At 66.8% G+C, this 20,358-nt stretch carries 19 protein-coding genes; 10 read left to right on the forward strand and 9 right to left on the reverse strand.

Annotated elements, in window-relative coordinates; translation table 11 throughout:
* Positions 1-33: 33 nt before the first annotated feature.
* On the reverse strand, positions 34-864 hold the full coding sequence (locus tag ACSLUQ_RS11815; protein ID WP_417772335.1) for a (Fe-S)-binding protein: 831 nt from the start codon (positions 862-864) through the stop codon (positions 34-36).
* Between the two features lie 661 nt (positions 865-1,525).
* Here ACSLUQ_RS11815 and ACSLUQ_RS11820 point away from each other — a divergent pair.
* Positions 1,526-2,863, forward strand: coding sequence for a DUF3422 family protein (locus tag ACSLUQ_RS11820; protein WP_461808643.1), 1,338 nt, complete (start codon positions 1,526-1,528; stop codon positions 2,861-2,863).
* Between the two features lie 81 nt (positions 2,864-2,944).
* Here ACSLUQ_RS11820 and ACSLUQ_RS11825 read toward each other — a convergent pair whose 3' ends face one another.
* Together ACSLUQ_RS11825 and ACSLUQ_RS11830 are read right to left on the reverse strand one after the other, a co-directional pair.
* Positions 2,945-3,346 (reverse strand): c-type cytochrome, encoded by a 402-nt coding sequence (locus ACSLUQ_RS11825; protein ID WP_417772333.1) that lies wholly within the window; start codon positions 3,344-3,346, stop codon positions 2,945-2,947.
* 141 nt (positions 3,347-3,487) lie between these two features.
* Positions 3,488-4,438 (reverse strand): LysR family transcriptional regulator, encoded by a 951-nt coding sequence (locus tag ACSLUQ_RS11830; protein ID WP_461808644.1) that lies wholly within the window; start codon positions 4,436-4,438, stop codon positions 3,488-3,490.
* Positions 4,439-4,595: 157 nt separating this feature from the next.
* Between ACSLUQ_RS11830 and ACSLUQ_RS11835 the strand changes: the two genes are divergently transcribed.
* Genes ACSLUQ_RS11835 through glcF form a run of 3 tightly spaced genes read left to right on the forward strand, consistent with a single transcriptional unit; the run spans position 4,596 to position 8,706 of the window.
* Positions 4,596-6,092 (forward strand): FAD-linked oxidase C-terminal domain-containing protein, encoded by a 1,497-nt coding sequence (locus ACSLUQ_RS11835; RefSeq protein WP_417772331.1) that lies wholly within the window; start codon positions 4,596-4,598, stop codon positions 6,090-6,092.
* A gap of 35 nt (positions 6,093-6,127) precedes the next feature.
* A complete protein-coding gene (locus ACSLUQ_RS11840) occupies positions 6,128-7,345 on the forward strand; it encodes an FAD-binding protein (RefSeq protein WP_461808645.1) in 1,218 nt (405 codons plus the stop codon).
* 2 nt (positions 7,346-7,347) lie between these two features.
* Positions 7,348-8,706 carry a glycolate oxidase subunit GlcF gene (glcF, locus tag ACSLUQ_RS11845; RefSeq protein WP_461808646.1) on the forward strand — a complete coding sequence of 453 codons (1,359 nt, stop codon included), beginning with the start codon at positions 7,348-7,350 and terminating at the stop codon, positions 8,704-8,706.
* 102 nt (positions 8,707-8,808) lie between these two features.
* Here the strand turns inward: glcF and ACSLUQ_RS11850 are convergent, their stop codons facing one another.
* Together ACSLUQ_RS11850 and ACSLUQ_RS11855 are read right to left on the reverse strand one after the other, a co-directional pair.
* Positions 8,809-9,549 (reverse strand): L,D-transpeptidase, encoded by a 741-nt coding sequence (locus ACSLUQ_RS11850; RefSeq protein ID WP_417772328.1) that lies wholly within the window; start codon positions 9,547-9,549, stop codon positions 8,809-8,811.
* Between the two features lie 194 nt (positions 9,550-9,743).
* Positions 9,744-10,451: a DUF2927 domain-containing protein gene (locus ACSLUQ_RS11855; RefSeq protein WP_417772558.1), complete on the reverse strand. Its 708-nt coding sequence runs from the start codon at positions 10,449-10,451 to the stop codon at positions 9,744-9,746.
* A gap of 267 nt (positions 10,452-10,718) precedes the next feature.
* Here ACSLUQ_RS11855 and ACSLUQ_RS11860 point away from each other — a divergent pair, with 267 nt between their 5' ends.
* The 4 genes from ACSLUQ_RS11860 to ACSLUQ_RS11875 all read left to right on the forward strand — a co-directional run bounded on the left by ACSLUQ_RS11860 (position 10,719) and on the right by ACSLUQ_RS11875 (position 13,913).
* Positions 10,719-11,441 (forward strand): protein phosphatase CheZ, encoded by a 723-nt coding sequence (locus tag ACSLUQ_RS11860; RefSeq protein WP_417772327.1) that lies wholly within the window; start codon positions 10,719-10,721, stop codon positions 11,439-11,441.
* Positions 11,442-11,619: 178 nt separating this feature from the next.
* Positions 11,620-12,249: a thioredoxin family protein gene (locus ACSLUQ_RS11865; RefSeq protein WP_461808647.1), complete on the forward strand. Its 630-nt coding sequence runs from the start codon at positions 11,620-11,622 to the stop codon at positions 12,247-12,249.
* Positions 12,250-12,320: 71 nt separating this feature from the next.
* Positions 12,321-12,908 (forward strand): hypothetical protein, encoded by a 588-nt coding sequence (locus ACSLUQ_RS11870; protein WP_461808648.1) that lies wholly within the window; start codon positions 12,321-12,323, stop codon positions 12,906-12,908.
* A 63-nt stretch (positions 12,909-12,971) separates the two neighbouring features.
* Positions 12,972-13,913, forward strand: a complete 942-nt coding sequence (locus ACSLUQ_RS11875; RefSeq protein ID WP_461808649.1) for a DMT family transporter — start codon at positions 12,972-12,974, stop codon at positions 13,911-13,913.
* Positions 13,914-13,920: 7 nt separating this feature from the next.
* On the opposite strand, the gene ACSLUQ_RS11880 is transcribed toward ACSLUQ_RS11875, so the two are convergent.
* The gene (locus ACSLUQ_RS11880) at positions 13,921-14,805 is read right to left on the reverse strand and encodes a LysR substrate-binding domain-containing protein (RefSeq protein WP_461808650.1); all 885 of its coding nucleotides are present in this window, start codon (positions 14,803-14,805) and stop codon (positions 13,921-13,923) included.
* A gap of 188 nt (positions 14,806-14,993) precedes the next feature.
* On the opposite strand from ACSLUQ_RS11880, the gene ACSLUQ_RS11885 reads away from it, so the two are divergent.
* Positions 14,994-15,302: a DUF1127 domain-containing protein gene (locus ACSLUQ_RS11885; protein ID WP_461808651.1), complete on the forward strand. Its 309-nt coding sequence runs from the start codon at positions 14,994-14,996 to the stop codon at positions 15,300-15,302.
* Between the two features lie 212 nt (positions 15,303-15,514).
* Here ACSLUQ_RS11885 and ACSLUQ_RS11890 read toward each other — a convergent pair whose 3' ends face one another.
* The 3 genes from ACSLUQ_RS11890 to ACSLUQ_RS11900 form a co-directional block, all read right to left on the reverse strand.
* The gene (locus tag ACSLUQ_RS11890) at positions 15,515-16,285 is read right to left on the reverse strand and encodes a DUF937 domain-containing protein (RefSeq protein ID WP_461808652.1); all 771 of its coding nucleotides are present in this window, start codon (positions 16,283-16,285) and stop codon (positions 15,515-15,517) included.
* A gap of 156 nt (positions 16,286-16,441) precedes the next feature.
* Positions 16,442-17,815: a glutamate--cysteine ligase gene (locus ACSLUQ_RS11895; protein ID WP_461808653.1), complete on the reverse strand. Its 1,374-nt coding sequence runs from the start codon at positions 17,813-17,815 to the stop codon at positions 16,442-16,444.
* Between the two features lie 110 nt (positions 17,816-17,925).
* Positions 17,926-18,675 carry a 16S rRNA (uracil(1498)-N(3))-methyltransferase gene (locus ACSLUQ_RS11900; protein ID WP_461808654.1) on the reverse strand — a complete coding sequence of 250 codons (750 nt, stop codon included), beginning with the start codon at positions 18,673-18,675 and terminating at the stop codon, positions 17,926-17,928.
* Between the two features lie 164 nt (positions 18,676-18,839).
* Between ACSLUQ_RS11900 and xseA the strand changes: the two genes are divergently transcribed.
* Entirely contained in the window at positions 18,840-20,300 is a 1,461-nt protein-coding gene (xseA, locus tag ACSLUQ_RS11905) for an exodeoxyribonuclease VII large subunit (RefSeq protein WP_461808655.1), read from the forward strand.
* The last annotated feature ends 58 nt before the right edge of the window (positions 20,301-20,358 follow it).

Raw genomic sequence — 20,358 nt, forward strand, 5'->3', positions numbered from 1 at the left:
CGTTTCCCTCCCCGGTGAAATCCGGTCCGCGGCCTAGCGCCGACGCTCGCCGATCGCAGGCTGGTCGGTCATGCCCGCCAGAACTTCGGCGACATGGCGCACCTGGACGGCCTTGCCCTCGCGCTTGAGCTTGCCGGCCATGTTCATGAGACAGCCGAGATCGCCGGCCAGAAGCAACTCCGCCCCGCTGTCGGCGATGGTGCGCGTCTTCTCGCTGACGATCTTGTCGGAGATGTCGGGATACTTGACGCAGAAGGTGCCGCCAAAGCCGCAGCAAACATCCGCATCCTGCATCTCGGTCAGCTCCAGCCCCTCGACGGAGGCAAGCAGCTTGCGCGGCTGCGCCTGGATGCCAAGCTCGCGCAGGCCCGAGCAACTGTCGTGATACGTGGCCTTGCCGGAAAACACTGCGTCGACCTGCGTCAGGCCCAGCACATCGGTAAGGAAGCTCACAAGCTCGAAAACGCGCGAGGAAAACGCCTCCGCCCGCTCCGTCGCGGCCGCATCGCCGTCGAAGAGCTCGGCATAATGCTTCTTCAGCATGCCGGCGCAGGATCCGGAAGGGGCGACGACATAGTCGTATCCCTGGAAGGCGCGAATCACCTGCTCGGCGATGGCACGCGCATCGGCCCGGTCGCCAGAGTTGAAGGCCGGCTGGCCGCAGCAGGTCTGGGCGACGGGAACCTCAACCGTGCAGCCGGCATCTTCCATCAGCTTGACGGCGGCAAAGCCGACGCTCGGGCGGAAGAGGTCGACGAGGCAGGTGACGAACAGACCGACCCGAAGCGGCGGTGTGTCCTGGCCTGGTGCGCCCTGCCCTGTCTCGGGCCGCGCGGATGCCCCCTGGGGCGCGGATTCGGTCATGATCCGATTACATCCTCCGTCGATCGCCGCGACGTTCGCCGCCGCTTGCTGTCTTCGTACGTCGTGTCGAGGCGCTGCTCCAGACGCAACGCCGAGACGATGCGCCGCCGCCGCGTGTCCCGCGGCATCGGCATCGGCCCGCAAAGCGCCGCGTGAACGGCGCGCTGCTGGTCGAAGATTTTCTCGCAAAATCCAGGATGGCGATAGAACGAAGCCCGATTGTAGAACACACCGTCGAGGAGGAACGGTAGCAGGAGCACGGCGTATGCAGCAAGACGATGTTGCGCGCAGTCTCGCCAATCACCTGAGGGAACTCGACATCCAGCTCTGCAAGGTGATCGCGACAGCCCGCGCGCCTCGCCTTCTGCGACCTGAAGGGCGAGGCAGGCTCCCGGCGTGACGATTCAGCGCATCCACAAGGACAGCACGCCTTTCGTACGCTTCCCCTGATCGGGCTGGCGCCGTGCATTCCCTTTCATGGCCCTCGTGCCGTGGCTTGCGGATGTTCTGTTGTCGAACGCGATGCACTAGGATCGCGCGGCGGAGCGGACGGGCTCTCGCGCATGAGGACAACACCGCGGGCGGGGCAGGCACCCCTGCCGGCGGCGTCGCGCCTTCCACGCCGCATGGCGTGGGAAGCGCGACGCACGGAGGGGGCACGATGACAGGCAACACGCAGAGTGGGACCGCAAGGACGGCCGGCGGCATGCCGTCCTTTGCGCCGCATCCCGCACGGGATCTGGTGCTCGGCGAGGTTCACGCCCGCCCCTTTCACCCGCTGAAGACCCCTCGGGTGTTCCTGCGCTACGGCTTTCAGGTGGACGATACGGCCGCCGAGGCCGACCGCGACTGGTTTTCCGGCCATTGCCGCGCCGCCGGACTTGCCGGCCCCGAGCCCGCCTCGCGTCATCACATGGTGGAAATCGGCGACACCGTGCTGCGCCGCGAGCGCCACGGTGAGTTCGTGACCTACACCTGGGACGGGCCTATGGACCCGGTCTCGGCTCCCGACGTGCCCCCGGCAGGCCATCCCTTCGGCACCAGTTTCCGCGCTCCCGGGCCGCTGCTCGTCGCCATGCGCTGCGACGTGCTGCCCGCCGGCAGCGAGGGCTACGAAACACGCTTCTCCGGCTTCGACCAGACCAGCCTTTCTGTCGCGGAAGCAGGCAATGGCGAGGCGACCATCGCCACCGACTTCCGTCAGGACCGGGACGGGCTGACGCGGATCCTTGTCGGCACCCGCGGACAGAGCGAGGTTCAGGCGGGCGCGCTGGTGCAGCGGCTGCTGGAGCTGGAAACCTATCGCAGCTTCGCCATGCTCGGCCTTGCCGAGGCGCACCGTCAGTCCGGCAGTGTCGCCGGCATCGAGCGCAAGCTGCTGGCGCTCACCGAGCGGATGCGCCAGAGCGAGGGGCTGGATGCCAATCGCGGACTGCTGAGCGAGTTGACCCGTCTGGCCGCCGACCTGGAGGCCGGCGCGGCGGCGAGCGCCTATCGGTTCGGGGCGAGCCGAGCCTATTACCAGATCGTGCGCCAGCGGCTGGAGGCGATCGGCGAAAGCCCCCGCGAGGGTCATTTCACCCTGGCGCAGTTCCTCTCCCGCCGGCTCGCGCCGGCGATGCGCACCTGCGAGACGCTCGAGGAGCGGCAGGCCAACCTGTCGCGCAAGCTCGCCCGCGCCGCGACCTTGCTGCGAACCCGCGTCGACGTGGAATTGCAGGAGCAGGCGCGCGGCCAGCTCGAGGCGATGAACCGCCGCGCGCGGCTGCAACTGCGCCTGCAACAGACGGTCGAAGGCCTGTCGGTGGCGGCGATCAGCTACTATGTGGTGGGACTGTTCGGATATCTTGCAAAGGGCGCGAAGAAGGGGCCGCTCGGCGTGTTCCTGCCATCCGCCGAGACGATGACCGGCCTGGCCGTTCCGGCGGCTCTCGCCATCGTCTTCCTGACCGTGCGCCGCATCCGCCGGCATCACGATGACGGCCACGGCGAGAGCTGAAGGCTCCGCACGCAAAAAGGCCGGGCGAAACGCCCGGCCCCTGTCGACGACCGCGAGCCGCGAGGACCCGCGGCCGGGTTGTCACTTTGCGGTGCCGTCCAGATTGAACTGCGACAGATAGGCGACGATATCGTCGCGATCGTCTTCCTTGCGCAGACCGGCGAAGGCCATCTTCGTGCCCTTCACAATCTTGCGCGGGGCCTCGAGGTAGCCATGCAGGGCCTCGGAATCCCAGACCTTGCCGCCTTCGCCGAACGCAGTCATCGCCTTGGAGTACTTGTAGTCCTCCAGCGAGGCGATCGGGCGGCCGACAACGCCATTCAGCTCCGGACCGACCTTGTTCTTGGCGCCTTCGCCAACCGCATGGCAGGCAGCACACTTCTTGAAAATCTTCTCGCCCTTGGCCGGGTCGCCGTCGGCCCATGCCTGAGCCGAGGTGAGCGCCACAAGGGCGGCACCAGCGAGCATCATCACGCGTTTCATTCGCATCTCTCCCGAAACATGCTTTCTGGAAGCGGGCAGCCACTGGCCGCCGCTGTCTTCACACCCGCGAACACTAGCACGATCCGCCGGCACGTCACCCCGACAGGGCACTTTGTCGCAACCTCGTCATCGCGAACAGGCTCAATCCGCGGGGTCATCCACCGTGGCCCCGGCCTCCAGCCAGGTGTCCAGCCCCTCGTCCCAATACGGCGAGAGACCGTAGAGCGTGGCCAGGAAGTCGATGAAGACGCGCACCTTCGCCGGCAGAAAGCGGCGGCTGGGGTAGACAGCGAAAAGCCCGACGTTCTTCGACGCGCGATACTGCGGCAGCACGATGGAAAGCTGGCCGGCGCGCAACTCCGGACCGATGTCCCATGTCGAGCGCAGTGCAACGCCCGCGCCCGAAAGCAGGGCCTCGCGCACGACCTCGCTGGAGTTGGTGCGGATCGGGCCGCCGGTCCTGACCAGCTCGATCCCCTGCGGCCCGGCGAGCCGCCACACTTCCTGCTGGGTGGTGGAGACGCAGACGTGATTGTCCTGGAGGTCGGCGATGGACAGCGGCGCCCCGGCCTTCTCGAGATAGGCGGGCGCGGCACAGAGCACCCGGTGGACCGGAGCCAGACGGCGCGCGACGAGGCTCGAATCCTCAAGCTCGGCAATGCGGATCGCCAGATCGTAGCCCTCGCCGACAATGTCGACCAGCGCATCGGACAGATCGAGGTTGCAGGCAAGCTCTGGATTGACGGCGAGAAACTTCGACAGATGCGGGGCGATGTGCATGCGTCCGAAAGAGGTCGGCGCGCTCACCCGCAAGGTGCCGCGGGCCACCGCCGAGCGGCGCGAAACGAAAGCCTCCGCCTCCTCCACCGACGCGAGAATGGCCACCACGCGCTCATAGTAGCCCTGCCCCGCCTCGGTCAGGGTGAGCTGACGGGTCGTACGCTGGAGAAGGCGCGTGCCCAGCCTGTCCTCGAGCCGTCGCAAACGCTTGGAAACGACCGCCGGGGACAAGCCCATCTCGCGCCCCGCCGCCGACATGCTGCCGGCACCGACGACCCGGGCGAAGATCTCCATGTCGGGGAAGCTGCTCATTTTCAACATACCGTAGTTTATTCTTGTCCACTTTAGACTGTTTATCGCAGTCTCGCGTCCTGTCACACTCGCAGAATCAGAATCCGCGCATCGGCCTGCGCGCCGAAGGACGGCGCACGGCGGAGCGTGCCGAAGAAAACCACGGGAGGAGCCAGCCATGAGCGGCATCGCCATGCCGAAGCCCGACGCGGGCGTGCTCGAGCGACGCGCCGAGATCGTCAAGGCGCTGAAGGCGCTGGTGCCCGGCGAGGGCGTCATCGACGCGGATGTTGAAATGCGCCCCTATGAAACGGACGCGCTCACCGCCTACCGGCAATTGCCGCTGGTCGTGGTGCTGCCGGAGACCGTTGCGCAGGTCGCCGCCGTGCTGCGCTACTGCCACGAGAATGCGGTCAAGGTGGTGCCGCGCGGCGCCGGAACGTCGCTCTCCGGCGGAGCTCTTCCCGTCGGCGACGGCGTGTTGCTGTCGATGATGAAGTTCAACCGGGTCCTCGACATCGACGCGGCCAACCGGGCGGCGGTGGTCCAGCCCGGCGTCACCAATCTCGGCATCACCCGCGCGGTCGAGCATCTCGGCTTCTACTACGCCCCCGATCCCTCCTCGCAGATCGCCTGTTCCATCGGCGGCAACATCGCCGAGAACTCCGGCGGCGTGCACAGCCTGAAATACGGGCTGACCACCAACAATGTGCTGGGCCTGGAGATGGTTCTGGTCACCGGCGAGGTGATCCGGCTCGGCGGCAAGCATCTCGACAGCGAGGGCTACGACCTGCTGGCACTGATGACCGGATCCGAGGGCTTGCTCGGCGTCGTCACCGAGGTGACCGTGCGAATCCTGCAAAAGCCCGAGACGGCGCGCGCCGCGCTGATCGGCTTTCCCAGCAGCGAGGATGGCGGGCGCTGCGTCGCGGAAATCATCGGCGCCGGCATCATTCCCGGCGGCATGGAGATGATGGACGAACTCGCGATCAACGCGGCCGAGGACTTCGTCCATGCGGGCTATCCGCGCGAGGCCGGGGCGCTGCTCATCGTCGAACTCGACGGACCGGAAGCCGAGGTCGACCATCTGCTCGCCCGCGTCGAGGCGATCGCGGCCGCCAACAAGGCAACCTCGGTGCGCGTCTCGACGAGCGAGGAGGAACGGCTGAACTTCTGGGCCGGGCGCAAGGCCGCCTTCCCCGCGGTCGGGCGGATTTCTCCGGACTACCTGTGCATGGACGGCACCATCCCGCGCAAGGCGCTGCCGCAGGTGCTGACCCGTATGCGGGCGCTCGGCGAGAAGCACGGCCTGCGCTGCGCCAATGTCTTCCACGCCGGCGACGGCAACCTGCATCCGCTCATTCTCTACGATGCCAACAAACCGGGCGAACTGGAGGCGGCCGAAGCCTTCGGCGCCGATATCCTGCGGCTCTGCGTGGAATTCGGCGGCGTTCTGACGGGCGAACACGGGGTCGGCATTGAGAAGCGCGACCTGATGCCGGAGATGTTCACCGAAGACGACCTGAAGCAGCAGCAACGGGTGAAATGCGCCTTCGACCCGAAACAGCTCCTCAACCCGGGCAAGGTGTTTCCGGTGCTGCACCGCTGCGCCGAACTCGGCCGGATGCATGTCCACAAGGGACAGCTCCCCTTCCCCGACATTCCGCGCTTTTGAGCGCCCCCGCAAGAAGCCAGGACGACACGACGACCATGTCCGACACGTTCAAGCCGCGCACGGCCGAGGAAACCCGCGACGCCGTCCAATGGGCGATGGCCGAGCACGAGCCCGTCGAGATCATCGGCAGCGGCTCCAAGCGGGCGCTCGGCAAGCCCGTGCAGGCGGGCCATGTGCTCGACCTCTCCGACCTTTCCGGCATCGAGCTCTACGAGCCGGCCGAGCTGATCCTCACCGCGCGCGCCGGCACGCCGATCGCGGAGATCGAGGCAGCGCTCGCCAGCGAGAACCAGGAACTCTCCTTCGATCCGCTCGACTACGGCCCACTGCTTGGCCAGCCCGCCGGACAGGGCACGCTTGGCGGCGTCATCGGCGCCAATCTCGCCGGCTCGAAGCGGCTGAAGTTCGGGGCCGCGCGCGACCATATTCTCGGCATGGACGCGGTCTCCGGCCGTGGCGAGATCTTCAAGTCCGGCGGACAGGTGGTGAAGAACGTGACGGGCTACGACCTGCCGCGCGCGCTCACTGGCTCCTGGGGCACGCTCGCGGTCGCGACCCGCATCACGCTGAAGGTGCATCCGCGCTGCGAGACCGAGGCGACGTTCCATCTCGCCGGCCTGTCCGACACGCAGGCCATCGCGGCGATGACCGATGCGATGGGATCCTCGGCGGAGGTCTCGGCGGCCGCGCATCTGCCGGAGGCGGCAAGCGCCGGGCTGCGCGCGCGGGGACATGATGTTGTTTCCGGCGCCGCGACGCTGTTGCGCCTTGAGGGCTTCGGTCCCTCGGTCGACTATCGCTTCGAGCTTCTGAACCGGCTTCTGGGCGCACGCGCACCCATCGCGCGGATCGAGGCGGACGCGTCGCGGGCATTGTGGCGCTCGGTGCGCGATGCCGAACCCTTCGCGGGAACGGACGATCTGGTCTGGCGCCTCTCGGTCGCACCGACGGCAGGTGCCGAGGCGGCCGCGCGTATCGCCGAGAGTGTCGCCGGCACGACGGCGTTCTACGACTGGTCCGGCGGTCTGGTCTGGCTCACGGTTCCTGGCGCCGATGCAAAAGAGAACGAGGTCCGCGCGGCTGTCGCGGCCTGCGGCGGCGGCCATGCGACGCTGGTGCGCGCGCCCGCGCCCCTGCGCGCCGCGCTCCATGTGTTCCAGCCACAGGAACCGGCGCTCGCCGCACTCGCCGCGCGGGTGAAGACCCAGTTCGATCCGCACATGATCCTCAATCCGGGCCGGATGGGAAGCTGACCATGCAGACGACTTTCTCGATCCACCAGCTCGCCGATCCGCATGTGGCGGAATCCGAAAAGATCCTGCGCAAATGCGTGCACTGCGGTTTCTGCACCGCCACCTGCCCGACCTTCGCGCTTCTCGGCGACGAGCTCGACAGCCCGCGCGGGCGGATCTATCTGATCAAGGACATGCTGGAGAACGACCGGCCTGCGGACGCGCGCACGGTCAAGCATATCGATCGCTGCCTGTCCTGCCTGTCCTGCATGACGACCTGCCCCTCGGGCGTTCACTACATGCACCTTGTCGACCATGCCCGCGCACATATCGACAAGACCTACAAGCGGCCACTGGCGGACCGCTTCACCCGCGCGCTGCTGGCCGCCGTGCTGCCTCACCCGGGCCGTTTCCGCCTGTCGCTGGTCGCCGCCTTCTTTGCCCGCCCGCTCGCGCCGGTTCTCAAAGCCCTCGGCGGTCCTCTGAAGCCGCTCGGCGCGATGCTTGAGCTCGCGCCGTCGCGGGCGCCGGTGCGCTCGCGGATCTCCGGGCCAGGCAGCTTCGCGTCGCAGGCGGCCAAGCGCCAGGGCCGCGTCGCGCTGTTGACCGGCTGCGCCCAGCCGGTGCTCCAGCCCAGCATCAACGAGGCGACAATCGCGCTGCTCAACCGCGCCGGCGTCGAGGTGGTGCTGCCCAGGGGCGAGGGCTGCTGCGGCGCGCTTGTCCACCATATGGGCAAGGAGGAGAAGGCGCTTGCAGACGCACGGCGCAACGTCGACGCCTGGATGCGCGAGATCGATGGCGCGGGACTGGATGCGATCTTGATCACAGCGTCGGGCTGCGGCACCACGATCAAGGACTACGGCTTCATGCTGCGCGGGGATCCGGCCTACGCGGACAAGGCCGCACGCGTTTCAGCTCTTGCCCTGGACGTGACCGAGTATCTGGCGAAGATCGACCTTGGCGCACCCGCCTTCCGTCCCGGCCTGACCGTCGCCTATCACTCCGCCTGCTCGATGCAGCATGGACAAAAGATCACCGCCCTGCCGAAGACCTTGCTCTCCGCCGCCGGGTTCGCGGTGCGCGACGTTCCGGAGGGCCACCTGTGCTGCGGCTCGGCCGGCACCTACAACATTCTCCAGCCCGACCTGGCCCGGCGTCTGCGCGACCGCAAGGTTGCCAACATCGAGAAGCTCGCCCCCGATCTGGTGGCGGCCGGCAACATCGGTTGCATGACACAGATCGGCGGCGGCACCGGCCTGCCGGTGGTTCACACGGCGGAACTGCTCAACTGGGTCTATGGCGGCGCAACGCCGGAGGCGCTTGAGGAGAGCGGGCTTGCCGCCCGCGCCGGCGAATGGCCGCTGGAGGCTGCCGAATAGCTGCAAGGCTCCTGCCCGACACGCACAAAAGGCCCGCCGCGGTTTTACCACGGCGGGCCTTTTGCATGGCGATGCCTCAACAGGCGCGCGGAGGCGACGGGCTCAGATGACCCTGACGGTCGCCCCCACCGGAACGCGGCTGTAGAGATCGATCACATCCTCGTTGCGCATGCGGATGCAGCCTGAGGATACGGCCCGTCCGATGGTCCAGGGCTCGTTCGACCCGTGGATGCGATAAAGGGTCGAGCCGAGATAGAGGGCGCGCGCGCCAAGCGGGTTCTTCGGCCCACCGGGCATATGGGAAGGCAGGCCCGGCTGACGCTTGCGCATCTCCACCGGAGGACGCCAGTCCGGCCATTCGGCCTTGCGCGTCACCTTGTGGGTGCCGGCCCATTCGAAGCCGGGACGCCCGACGCCGACGCCGTAGCGGCGGGCGAAGCCACCCTTCTCGACCAGGTAGAGGTAACGGTTGTCGGTGTCGATCACGATCGTGCCGGGCTTCTCGCGCCCATCATAGGCAACGGTGGTGGGCAGGAATCGCGGATCGACCTGACGCGCCACCGCGCGCGCCGGCTTGCCCGGACGGGCAATGCGCGGCGATCCGTAGACCGCCGTGCGCGCGCGCCCCGGCAGCGGGCGCGCCTGCTGGGGCAGCGGCCTTGCGGCGACCGCCGGCCGCATCGCCTGATTGCGCGGGCGCAACTGGAGCACCCAGGGCTCGGTGAGATCGGGGGAGAGCAGGAGCGGCGGGGCGCCAACGCCGCGACTGCCGGCCTCTGCAGGGCCCAGCGCCGGCAACAGGCCAAGCGTGAGCGCCATCATGAACAATCGGGTCTTTCGCATCGACGTACTCGCAACCTTTCGCCGAACAGGAACGCGCCTTTCCGCCCATGGTGAACGGAAGATGGCCGCACCCCCGACGTTAGGTCGGACGAAGGTTGCAAACCGTAAACCCTTTCGCGACGCGCGCGACTTTCCGTCCGCTTGGTTAGCAGCCGGTTGCGGGACGTGGTGAAGGTTCCGTAAACGCCGCCGGCTCAGTTCACCAGCGGACGCACCTCGCGCACGATCGACGGCAGCATCGGCTTGACCTCTTCCGGCCGCATGCCGGGCTTGATGCGCGGATGATAGAGCATGTTGAGGATCAGCCGGTCGAAAGACGTGAAGCGGCTGTGACGGGAGCGGTCGTTGAAGACCGAATGGGACAATGAGGCGTCGTCGTTCATCGGACCCAGGCCCTGCAGAAGCTCCTCGACCATACATCGGCGAAACAGGAAGTCGCCCTCGTCGGAAACGATCACCGCCGCCGACTGCGAAATGCCGCTGCGGTCGGAAACGACGCGAACCAGACAGCGCCCCGGCGCGTTCGCGCGCGGATCCTTGTAGATCGTCTTGCGCACGACGCCGGCATATTGGTCGCGGTCGACGACATAGACGTGGAAGTTGGCATCGTCAGGCGTCGGCACGACCTGCGCCGACAGCCCCTTTATGCTTTTGCCCATGTTCTCGATGAACCGATAAACCATCGGCTTGCGATTCTTGCGCGCGAGGTTGTGCACGTAGAAACGCACCGGACCGGGGTACTTCTTCACGAGATAGGGTTGCCAGCTCCACGAGCGGTACTCGAGGCCGAACACCGTCTTCATGAAGCCGTCGATCAATTCCTCGGTGGAAAAGGTATAGGGCTCCGCGCCCACCCGCGACGCAAGCGGACCCGACACCAAAAGGGCGGCAACGACCGCCATGGACAAGAGATATTTCGCTCGACGCACTTCGCTCGATGTCCCGGCGCTCGTGATGTCTTCGGCCGCCGTCTCCCCGGCCGCCCCGGGCTCGCCTCGGCGGGCACTACGGCCTGGCGAGCATACAGAACCGAGCCTTGCCGAGGGAAGCCAAATCGACAATACGGCAAATCTTCCCGCCGTCGGGGAAGAATTCCTTAAAACTCGCCAGCTATATAGGGATTACCAACACGCACCGGCACGGCCATCGACCCGGAGACGAATACGAACATGACGGCGACAAGACGGGCCTTTCGAGCCGAGAGTCTCTTGCAAAAATCGCAGGTCGCGGCTCCGACCGAATCCAGCGTGTCGTCAGCCCAGCATGACGAATTGATGGCCGAGATCGCGTCGATCAAATCCCTGATCCGCCCGGTCGAGGACATCAGCGAGCAGATGCTCTCCAACTTCCGCAAGGAGCTTGGCGAGGCATCCAAGCTCAAGGGCGAGCTTGATTCGATCTACGAGGCCATCGCCAAGACGAAGCACGAGATCGCGACACTGCACAGCACGACCAGTGCTGAAAGCCACGACATGACCCGCGTCACCAACGAGCTGGATGCGGTGGTCATGGGCACAGAAGGCGCGACGGAGACGATCCTGTCCTCGGCGGAGTACATTGACGAGACCGCGAACACGCTGAGCGCCCGGCTCAAGGGTCAGGACGCGGAGCTTGCCAACGACATCCAGGAAAAGGTCGTGCAGATCTTCGAGGCCTGCAACTTCCAGGATCTCACCGGTCAGCGCATCACCAAGGTCGTCGGCACCCTGCGCTTCATCGAGGAGCGCATCATCAAGATGATGGACATCTGGGGCGGCATCGAGAGCTTCCAGTCGATCGAACCGGAAAGCCGTCCCTCGCGCGAGGGCGACGCGGCGCTGCTCAACGGCCCGGCGCTCGACATCGACGAGGGTGTCGCCAGCCAGGACGACATCGACGCCCTGTTCGCCTGAACAGCATCCCGCACTTCCCCGCTTCCTTGCAAACGCGCGCCGGACGATCCGTCCGGCGCGCGTTTTGCGTTTGCCCGCCCCGCGCACGCGAGGCGCAGTCAAGACGTGCGCGCCCGGAAAGGGAATGATACATTCGCGCTAGGGAATGTGTTTAAGGGCCCTGCCCTGGGAGGACGGAATGATCACCCGCAGACGTTTCACGCAAGGAACCATGGCACTCGGCGCGGCTGCGGCCCTTGCTCCGGGCCTGGCCGGCCCGGCGCGGGCCGCAACGCTTGGCGATGACGGTCTCTACAAGCAGGACTGGTTCGTCGACAGCTTCCTCGACATGGGCGACGACCTCAGCGAAGCCCATGCCATGGGCAAGCATTTCGTCGTCATGTTCGAGCAGGCGGGCTGCCCCTTCTGCCGCCAGACGCATGAGGTCAACCTGACCCGCGACGACTATGTGCCCTATCTGAAAGAGAATTTCAGCATCGTGCAGCTGGACCTCTTCGGCGCGCGCGAGGCGACGGACTTCGACGGCGAGGCGCTGGAGGAACGGGCTCTCGGCCGGCGATGGCTGGTCAATTTCACGCCCACCATCCTCTTCTTCCCCAATGATCCAGCCGCCGTGGCCGGCAAGACAGGGCACGAGGCGGAGATCGCCCGCATCCAGGGCTACCTGCCGCCTTTCTACTTCTATCATTTCTTCGAATGGGTCCGCTCCGGCAGCTATAAGGAGGAGGGCTTCCAGCGTTATTCAAACGCCCGGCTGGAGGAGATGCGCGCCCGCGGCCAGACCCGCGACACCTGGAGGCTTGGCTGAGCGGCTTGCCCCTTTGCAACCGCATCGCGCCGGACGGGTCGATCCATGCAACCTCGGCCCGCGGAACCTTCATGGGCAATCGCGGCGGCCGGCTGCACGATCCGCGCACACGCGAGCTCGGCGGCGCGCGCTGGCGCTCCCGTGCCTGGATCTGCTGCCGGCTCAGCTTCCGAGACCGGCAACGGCAAGTGATGGGCCGAAGCTACACGGAATTCTTCTTTCTCGACGAGGCGACCGCACTGGCGGCCGGCCACCGGCCCTGCTTCGAATGCCGGCGCGCGGACGCCCACGCCTTCCAGGCCTTCTGGGTGGCGGCGGGCCTCTCGCAAGAGACGCCGAGCGCACCTGACATGGACCGCCGGCTTGATGCGGAAAGGCGCAACGGACGGGAGAAGCGGACCTTCGCCGCGCCGCTCCAACGTCTCCCGGAAGGTGCCTTCTTCCGCCAGGCCGGCAACATCCTCGTCAAGCGGGCGGACCGCCTTCTGCAATGGGATTTCTCCGGTTACCGAGACGTGGCGGGCGCCGCTTCGACCGGCGAAGTCGAGGTGCTGACACCACCGGCAATCGTTGCAGTTCTTGCGGCGGGATATCGCCCCGCCTGGCACGCAAGCGCTGGAACCATCAGCGACGAACGAAAAACACGTCAAACATTCTGATTGGTTTGTCCCGAACCGATATCGTATCGTGAATGCAAGTATCTCCCCCTTGCAAGGCTTTCTATGACATCGCTGTCCGCCACGCTTCCGTCCCGCGACGACTCCGGGCTCGGACCCGCCGACCTTGGCCTCTACGGGCTCACCGTGCTTGCCTGGGGGTTCTCCTGGTACGCAATCAAGCTGCAGGTCGGGGAGGTGCCGCCGGAGGTCTCCGTGTTCTGGAGATTCGTCCTTGCCTCGGGCGTGACGATGGCCTGGGCGCTGGCGCGCGGGGCGCGGCTGCGGTTTCCCGTGACAACACACCTGCGTTTCGCCGCGCTTGGCGCGCTCCTGTTCTCGACGAACTTCATGCTTTTCTACTATGGCGGGCGCACCGTGCCCTCGGGCCTTTTGTCGGTGATCTTCTCGCTGACGTCGATCTTCAACATCGTGCTCGGCTTCCTGATCTTCGGACAGACGATCAGCCGGCGGGTGCTTGTCGGCGCAGCGCTCGGCTTCGTCGGCGTGGCGCTGCTGTTCCGCCCCCAGGTCATGGGCGGCGGCGACTTCGACGCCTCCGCGCTGGTCGGGCTCGGCTTCTGCATCGCCGGCACGCTCTCCTTCTGCCTTGGCAACATGGTGTCGGCGTCCAACCAGCGTTCCGGCATTCCGGTGGTCTCGGCCAGCGCCTGGGGCATGGTCTACGGCGCGGCGCTCATGGGCATGGTCTCGCTGGCGCGCGGCGACAGTTTCGCGGTGCCTCTGACGGCTTCCTACCTCGGCGGGCTGGTCTATCTCGCGATAATCGCCTCCGTCATCGCCTTCGCCTGCTATCTCACACTGCTCGGGCGGATCGGATCGGCGCGCGCCGGCTACGCCACGGTGATGTTTCCGATCGCGGCGCTGCTCGTCTCGACGGTAATGGAGGGGTTCACCTGGGGGCCGGACGCACTCGCCGGCCTCGGTTTCGTCCTGGCCGGCAATCTGCTCGTGCTGCGGCGCGGGCGGACGCGGCTTCCCGTCTGAGACAGACCTATTCGGCGGCCATCAGTTCCAGCGACACGTTGCCGATGGCGGCGCGGATATGGGCGCAGAGCGCATCATGGACCGGATCCGTCGAGGCGGCGGCGCGCAGGAGCGTGATGTCGCAGGGGGGCAGCGAGGGAAAGCCATCGCTTTCGCCGAGAATGCGCATGCCGGAGCGCACGGCGCTTTCCGGCAGAACCGCTACGGCAAGCCCGGCCTGCACCGCACCGATGAGGGCCGCGGCGCTGGAGGAGGAATAGGACACGGTGTAAGGGCGGTTGACGCGGTCGAGAAGATCCATCGCCTGTCGCCGCCACGAGCAGGTGGTGGGGCCAAGCGCCAGACGCACCGTCTCCTCGAAGTGGATGCACATGTTGGCAGGAGCCACCCAGTGCAGCGGCTCACGGCGGATCACCTCGCCCTGCATCGGCACGCAGTCGCCGGAGGTGACGATGGCGATATCGAGTTCGCCGCGCTCGATCATCTGCCCGGTGATGATCGAGCCCTGACACTGGACCATGATCTCGATTGCCGGGTTGAGACGGGCGAAGGCGGCCAGGACCTGGGGCAGAAGGCGCTCGGCGTAATCGTCCGGAAGTCCGAGGCGGACGCTGCCGATGCTCTGCTCGCAGGCGAAGGCGGAGACGGTCTCGTCGTTCAGCCGGATCATGCGCCGTGCGAACTCGAGAAGGCGGTGTCCATCCTCCGACAGGCGGGACTGGCGACCATCCTTGACGAAGATCTGGCGATCAAGCCGGTCCTCGAGACGCTTCATCTGCATGGAGACGGCCGACTGGGTCTTGTTCACCGCGTCAGCCGCCTTGGTAAAGCTGCCAAGCTCCGCGATTGCGAGAAATGTCCGAAGCTGGTCGATGTCGAGCGCATGCGCCATAGCGGCCTCCGCCTTGCAAACCCTGGGTAAATTTCAATACATCACCAATCGCGATGATTTTCCATAAAAAACATTCGTTAGTGTAATGGAAGCCCGGCAGCTAGTTTTACTCAAGCAAGGCGAAGGAACGGCATCCCGCCCGACCGCCAGAAAATCGAGGCCCTAGGGCCGGAAAGGAGAGTGCCGTCATGGCCCCGTTCATCCATTCATCATCCGCGCGCCCCAACCGTCTTTCCATCGCGGCACTTGCCGTGGGAGGCCTGTCCGGGCTTGGCCAGGCGCTTTCCTCCTACTGGCGGCGCCGGCGCAACCGGATCCAGATCTCGGAGCTGATGCACTTCGAGGATCACATGCTCGCGGATCTCGGCATCACGCGTGGAGATGTCGCAGCCAGCCTGGCGACCAGCGACGCGGGCGATCCCAGCATCCAACTTGCCCTGCTGCGCAACGAGCGCAAGGCATCCGCACTCTCTGCCCGGCGCATTCGCCGCCCCTGATTTTCCCCGCATACGCGCGGGAGGCAGCTCCACGTCCGCCACGGCGTGGCTCCCGCGCAGTTGCCCTGTCGGCCCCTCGCCGACACACCTGGCCCGCCTCCCCGGAGGCGGGCTTTTTTTTCGTTCTAGCGCCGGAGTGGGGATCCGCATCGTCGCACCTGCGCCGAAGCGCAGGGAGGCGCGAGGGGGGAAGTCGGGAACGAGCCTTCGCGTCAGCGCGTGCCGGAGGGACCGTCGGCGCGGTCGAACAGGCCCTCGAACTGGCGAACCTGATGGTCCTGAATGTCGCGGCCAAGTGCAAGCCAGCTCTCCACCAGACTTGAACCGGCATCGCCTTCCACCGGCGTCTCGCTGCCGCCGGCCACCGTGCCAAGCGTGCCCGCGTCCTCGGCCGGATTGTCCTCTTGCGGCCGCACATCAGCGGCGTCGCCGGCGCCGTCCGGTGCGGAGAAGAGGCCCATGTAGCCGTCCCAGAAGGAGCGCATCGCATCGGCATAGGGCGCGATCATCCGCATGGGATTGGGCACGGGCTTAGGCCGGCCGCGCGCATAGCCGGAGAGAAAGGCATCCAGAAGGTCGCGCGCCGGGCCGACGGTGAAGCGGCGGGCCACCTGCCCGAGCGCCAGTGTCGCGGCGACCGGCATCATCGTCTCGATGCCGGGTATCTCGAGCCCCGTCTGCTCGGCGACATATTCCGCGACGCGCCGGCGCATGTCCTCGGGGCCGAAGATGAAGGCGAGCGGCTCGCCGACAAAGCCACCGGGCGGCAGCGCCGAGACGCGCCCCGGTCCCGGCATCAGCGCCATCAGCGCCTCGAAGCCAGACGGCGTCGAGCCGAAATGGCGGATGCCGGCAAGCGCGGCCGGCATCAACGCCTCCGCGGCCTTTCGGATCTCGGCCTCGCTCCAGCCGAACCGGCTCTTCATCGCCTCGTTGACGGAGGCGGGATCGAAAGCTCCGAAACTGGGGAAACTGTCTGACATGGCGCGCACTTTCCGGATCGGGACATCGCATCATCGACTTTTGCGCCGCCGCGGTCAAACGACGTTCTGCGGACGCGCCGTCGACAAAAGGCAAACGGGCGCGGAGTTGCCTCCGCGCCCGCGCCATGCACCTGCCTGATCCGGCCGGGTCCCTGTCTAGTAGGCGTAGTCCTTGTAGATACGGGCAAGATCCCCGTCCCAGGAGCCCTGGTAGCGCTGCAGCAGGACGTCGGCCGGCGTCATGCCGCTTGCCAGCGTTTCCTCGACGGCGGCGAGATGGACGCGCTCGTCCTGTCCCCCGTCGCTCATCCGGGCGCGCCGCTTCAGTCCCTCGCGCGACAACGCCACCATGTCCTTCGCCAGCTCGAGCACGGTGCGGTTGCGGAAGCGCGTCTCCAGGCCGCCGCGCGGCACGTCGTTGCGAAGCCCATCGCGCTCTTCCTGGGTCCAGTCGGCCACCATATCGGCCGCCTGATCCAGAATGCCGTCGTCATAGAGAAGGCCGACCCACAGCGCGGGAAGCGCGCAGATGCGCCGCCACGGGCCGCCATCCGCCCCACGCATCTCGAGATACTTCTTCAGCCGGACATCCGGGAAAAGGGTCGAAAGGTGGTTGTTCCAGTCGCCGATGTTCGGCAGGCCATCGGGCACGGTGTCCTTCAGCGCGCCGTTCATGAAAGCGCGGAAGGTGGTGCCGGTGACATCGTAGTAGGTCGTGCCGCGCTTGACGAAATACATCGGCACGTCGAGCGCCCACTCGACATAGCTCTCGAAGCCGAAGGCCGGGTCGAAGGCAATGGGCAGATTGCCGGACCGGTTGTTGTCCGTGTCCTTCCACACCTCGGCGCGGAAAGAGCGGAAGCCGTTCGGCTTGCCGTCGGTGAAGGGCGAATTGGCGAAGATCGCGGTCGCCACCGGCTGCAGGGCGATGCCGACCTGCATCTTCCGGCGCATGTCCGCTTCCGACGAGAAGTCGAGGTTCACCTGGATGGTCGAGGTGCGGAACATCATGTCGAGGCCGAGCGAACCGACCTTGGGCATGTAGCGCGCCATGATCTGGTAGCGCGACTTCGGCATTACCGGCACGTCTTCCCGGCGCCAGGTCGGCGTCATGCCGAGCCCGAGGAAGCCGATACCCAGCGGCTCGGCCACCTCGCGCACCTGGGCGAGATGGCAATTGGTCTCGCGGCAGGTCTGGTGGAGATTGTCGAGCGGCGCGCCCGACAGCTCGAACTGGCCGCCGGGCTCGATGGAGATCGCACCGCCGCCAATTGGATCGGCAAGGCCGATGATGAGGCCGTTATCCTCGATACGTTCCCAGCCGAGGAGCTTTTCCATGCCGGTCAGCACGGCCTCGATACCGCGCGGTCCCTCGTAGGGAATCGGCGAATTGTCGGAGAGGTTGAAGCCGAACTTCTCGTGCTCGGTGCCGATCCGGAAATCGCTTTCCGGCTTGCATCCGGCCTCGAGCGTCGCGGCCAGTTCGGCAACCCCGGTGATCGGGGTCGAATCTAGGGTGTCGCGGGCCATTCAGATTGGTTCCTTCGCGTGGTCGGCGGGCACCTTACTCAGCCCCCCCCGCCAAAACAAATGAGATTTTCCGTGATCGCGCGCGAACGTTCCCAACGCCGGCGGCGAGCTCATCGCCAGTCGCCGAGCCGCGCCTGGACCACCGCGAGCGCGGCCACCGCGGCCGTGTCCGCCCTGAGCACTCGCGGCCCCAGCGGCACCGGCGTGACGAAATCGAAAGATCGCAGTTCCGTCCGCTCCGCTTCCGAAAAACCGCCCTCCGGCCCGATCAGCACGGCAAGCGGCCCGCGCTCCAGGCGCTCAAGCGCGGCAAGCGGGTTCTGGCTCGCCTCGCCCTCGTCGCAAAACAGCAGCCGGCGGCTCTCCTCGTCCGCGCTCCAGCCGGCGAGAAGCCTCGTCAGCGCAACGGGCTCACGGATAGAGGGAACGGAAATGACCCCGCATTGCTCGCAAGCCTCGATGATATTGGCGCGCATGCGCTCCAGGTTCACCCGCGTCGACTGGGTGTGCTGCGTGAGCACCGGCACGAGGGTTCCCGCGCCCATCTCGACCGCCTTCTGGACCATATAGTCAAGCCGGGCGTGCTTGAGCGGCGCGAAGAGGTAGTGAAGATCGGGCGGCGGTGTCTGCGCGCGTGTCTGTTCCAGCGGAACAAGGCTCGCCTGCTTGCGCCCGGCAACGGCGATCCGCGCGATCCATTCGCCGTCACGCCCGTTGAAGACCAGCACCTGCTCCCCGTCCTTCAGGCGAAGCACGTTGAGAAGATAGTTGGCCTGCGCCCTGTCGGTGGCGACCGGCGTTTCGGCGCACAGGTCCGCCTCTAGGAAAAGGCGCTGCATGCGGAACTCGTAGCGCGGCATGATACCTCACTGGGACAGTCATCTCTTGCCAAGCGGCTTAGCGCCATGCGCCCTGCCCCGCAAGCCGTCGCCTGTCGACAAGGCCGGCAGCCCCCTTGACTGGAAGAGGCGGCTGGGCTCCCCTCGGCATCCGTTTCGAACCATGCAGGGAGAGGCAGTTCGCCTTGGCCGAGAGCAACAATGTCGCCGAATATACCGTCTCGGACATCTCCGGCGCGATCAAGCGCACCATGGAGGACACGTTCGGCTATGTGCGCGTGCGCGGCGAGCTTGGCCGCATCTCCCGTCCCGCGTCGGGACATATCTACCTAGACCTGAAGGATGCCCAGTCGGTGCTGGCCGGCGTCATCTGGCGCGGTCAGGCGGCGCGGCTGAAGATCCAGCCCGAACAGGGGCTGGAGGTGATCGCCACCGGCAAGATCACAACCTTCCCGGGGCAGTCGAAATACCAGATGGTGATCGACTCGATCGAGCCAGCCGGCGTCGGCGCGCTGATGGCGCTGCTCGAGGAACGGCGCAAGAAGCTCGCCGCCGAAGGGCTGTTTTCCGAGGACCGCAAGCGCCGCCTGCCTTATCTGCCGCGGGTGATCGGCGTCGTCACCTCGCCGACGGGCGCCGTCATCCGCGACATCCTGCATCGGCTTTCCGACCGTTTCCCGCTGCATGTGCTCGTCTGGCCGGTGCGCGTCCAGGGCGAGACCTCCGCGCGCGAGGTGGCGAACGGCATCGAGGGGTTCAACCGGCTTGCCTCGGGCGGCACGATCCCGCGCCCCGACCTCATCATCGTGGCGCGCGGCGGCGGTTCGCTGGAGGACCTTTGGGGGTTCAACGACGAGATCGTGGTGCGCGCGGCGGCGGCCTCCGCGATCCCGCTGATCTCGGCGGTCGGCCATGAAACCGACTGGACGCTGATCGATCATGCGGCAGACCTGCGCGCGCCGACGCCGACAGGCGCGGCGGAAATCGCGGTTCCCGTGCGCGGCGAGCTGATCGCCTCTGTCGACGACCTCGCCCGTCGCCAGATTGCCGGGCTGCTGAGGCTGATCTCCGGCCGGCGTACCGAACTGCGGGCGGCGGCGGCCGCCCTGCCGTCGCCGCGCGATCTGCTGGCACTTCCCCGTCAGCGGCTCGACACCTATGGCGAGCGGCTCTCTCCGGCGCTGCGCGCGTCCCTGCGCGACCGGCGTTCGCGCCAGCAGGCCGCCGCCGCCCGCCTGTCGCCGCATACGCTGAAACGGGCGGTGGCGATTGCCCGCGAACGGCTCGACGGATTGTCGGCACGGGCCGTGCGCGCCCATGCCCAGCGGCTGGCGGTCGAGCGTGCCCGGCTCGGATCCACTGCCAAGCTGCTGGAAAGCCTCTCCTACCGCAACGTGCTGTCGCGCGGCTACGCGCTGGTGCGCGACGCCAACGGGCAACCGCTGCGCTCGGCCTCCGGCATCGCCGACGGTGCGGTGCTGTCCATCGAGTTCGGTGACGAGACGCGCCGCAGCGTCGCGGCACTTGGCGAGGACGGGCTGCCGCCGGCTGCCGGCGCCAGGCGTCCGAAGGCAGCGGCGTCGCGCAGGGAGCCTGCGAAAACCTCCAGAAAACCCGGAGCATCCGAACAGGGCTCGCTCTTCTGATCCGAACAGGCTTGTGATCGGAAAAGGCTTGGGCCGTTGCAGCCGCTGGCTGAAACGC

It is taken from the genome of Stappia sp. ICDLI1TA098 (genome assembly GCF_054880955.1).

Excerpts from the sequence above, each read along its gene's own strand:
- glcF (WP_461808646.1), top strand. The coding sequence starts at position 7,348 with ATGCAGACGACTTTCTCGATCCACCAGCTCGCCGATCCGCATGTGGCG.
- ACSLUQ_RS11815 (WP_417772335.1), bottom strand. The coding sequence starts at position 864 with ATGACCGAATCCGCGCCCCAGGGGGCATCCGCGCGGCCCGAGACAGGG.
- ACSLUQ_RS11895 (WP_461808653.1), bottom strand. The coding sequence starts at position 17,815 with ATGGCCCGCGACACCCTAGATTCGACCCCGATCACCGGGGTTGCCGAA.
- ACSLUQ_RS11860 (WP_417772327.1), top strand. The coding sequence starts at position 10,719 with ATGACGGCGACAAGACGGGCCTTTCGAGCCGAGAGTCTCTTGCAAAAA.
- ACSLUQ_RS11880 (WP_461808650.1), bottom strand. The coding sequence starts at position 14,805 with ATGGCGCATGCGCTCGACATCGACCAGCTTCGGACATTTCTCGCAATC.
- ACSLUQ_RS11840 (WP_461808645.1), top strand. The coding sequence starts at position 6,128 with ATGTCCGACACGTTCAAGCCGCGCACGGCCGAGGAAACCCGCGACGCC.
- ACSLUQ_RS11820 (WP_461808643.1), top strand. The coding sequence starts at position 1,526 with ATGACAGGCAACACGCAGAGTGGGACCGCAAGGACGGCCGGCGGCATG.
- ACSLUQ_RS11885 (WP_461808651.1), top strand. The coding sequence starts at position 14,994 with ATGGCCCCGTTCATCCATTCATCATCCGCGCGCCCCAACCGTCTTTCC.
- ACSLUQ_RS11875 (WP_461808649.1), top strand. The coding sequence starts at position 12,972 with ATGACATCGCTGTCCGCCACGCTTCCGTCCCGCGACGACTCCGGGCTC.
- ACSLUQ_RS11865 (WP_461808647.1), top strand. The coding sequence starts at position 11,620 with ATGATCACCCGCAGACGTTTCACGCAAGGAACCATGGCACTCGGCGCG.
- ACSLUQ_RS11825 (WP_417772333.1), bottom strand. The coding sequence starts at position 3,346 with ATGAAACGCGTGATGATGCTCGCTGGTGCCGCCCTTGTGGCGCTCACC.
- ACSLUQ_RS11855 (WP_417772558.1), bottom strand. The coding sequence starts at position 10,451 with ATGGCGGTCGTTGCCGCCCTTTTGGTGTCGGGTCCGCTTGCGTCGCGG.
- ACSLUQ_RS11830 (WP_461808644.1), bottom strand. The coding sequence starts at position 4,438 with ATGAGCAGCTTCCCCGACATGGAGATCTTCGCCCGGGTCGTCGGTGCC.
- ACSLUQ_RS11835 (WP_417772331.1), top strand. The coding sequence starts at position 4,596 with ATGAGCGGCATCGCCATGCCGAAGCCCGACGCGGGCGTGCTCGAGCGA.
- ACSLUQ_RS11900 (WP_461808654.1), bottom strand. The coding sequence starts at position 18,675 with ATGCCGCGCTACGAGTTCCGCATGCAGCGCCTTTTCCTAGAGGCGGAC.
- ACSLUQ_RS11850 (WP_417772328.1), bottom strand. The coding sequence starts at position 9,549 with ATGCGAAAGACCCGATTGTTCATGATGGCGCTCACGCTTGGCCTGTTG.
- ACSLUQ_RS11870 (WP_461808648.1), top strand. The coding sequence starts at position 12,321 with ATGGGCAATCGCGGCGGCCGGCTGCACGATCCGCGCACACGCGAGCTC.
- ACSLUQ_RS11890 (WP_461808652.1), bottom strand. The coding sequence starts at position 16,285 with ATGTCAGACAGTTTCCCCAGTTTCGGAGCTTTCGATCCCGCCTCCGTC.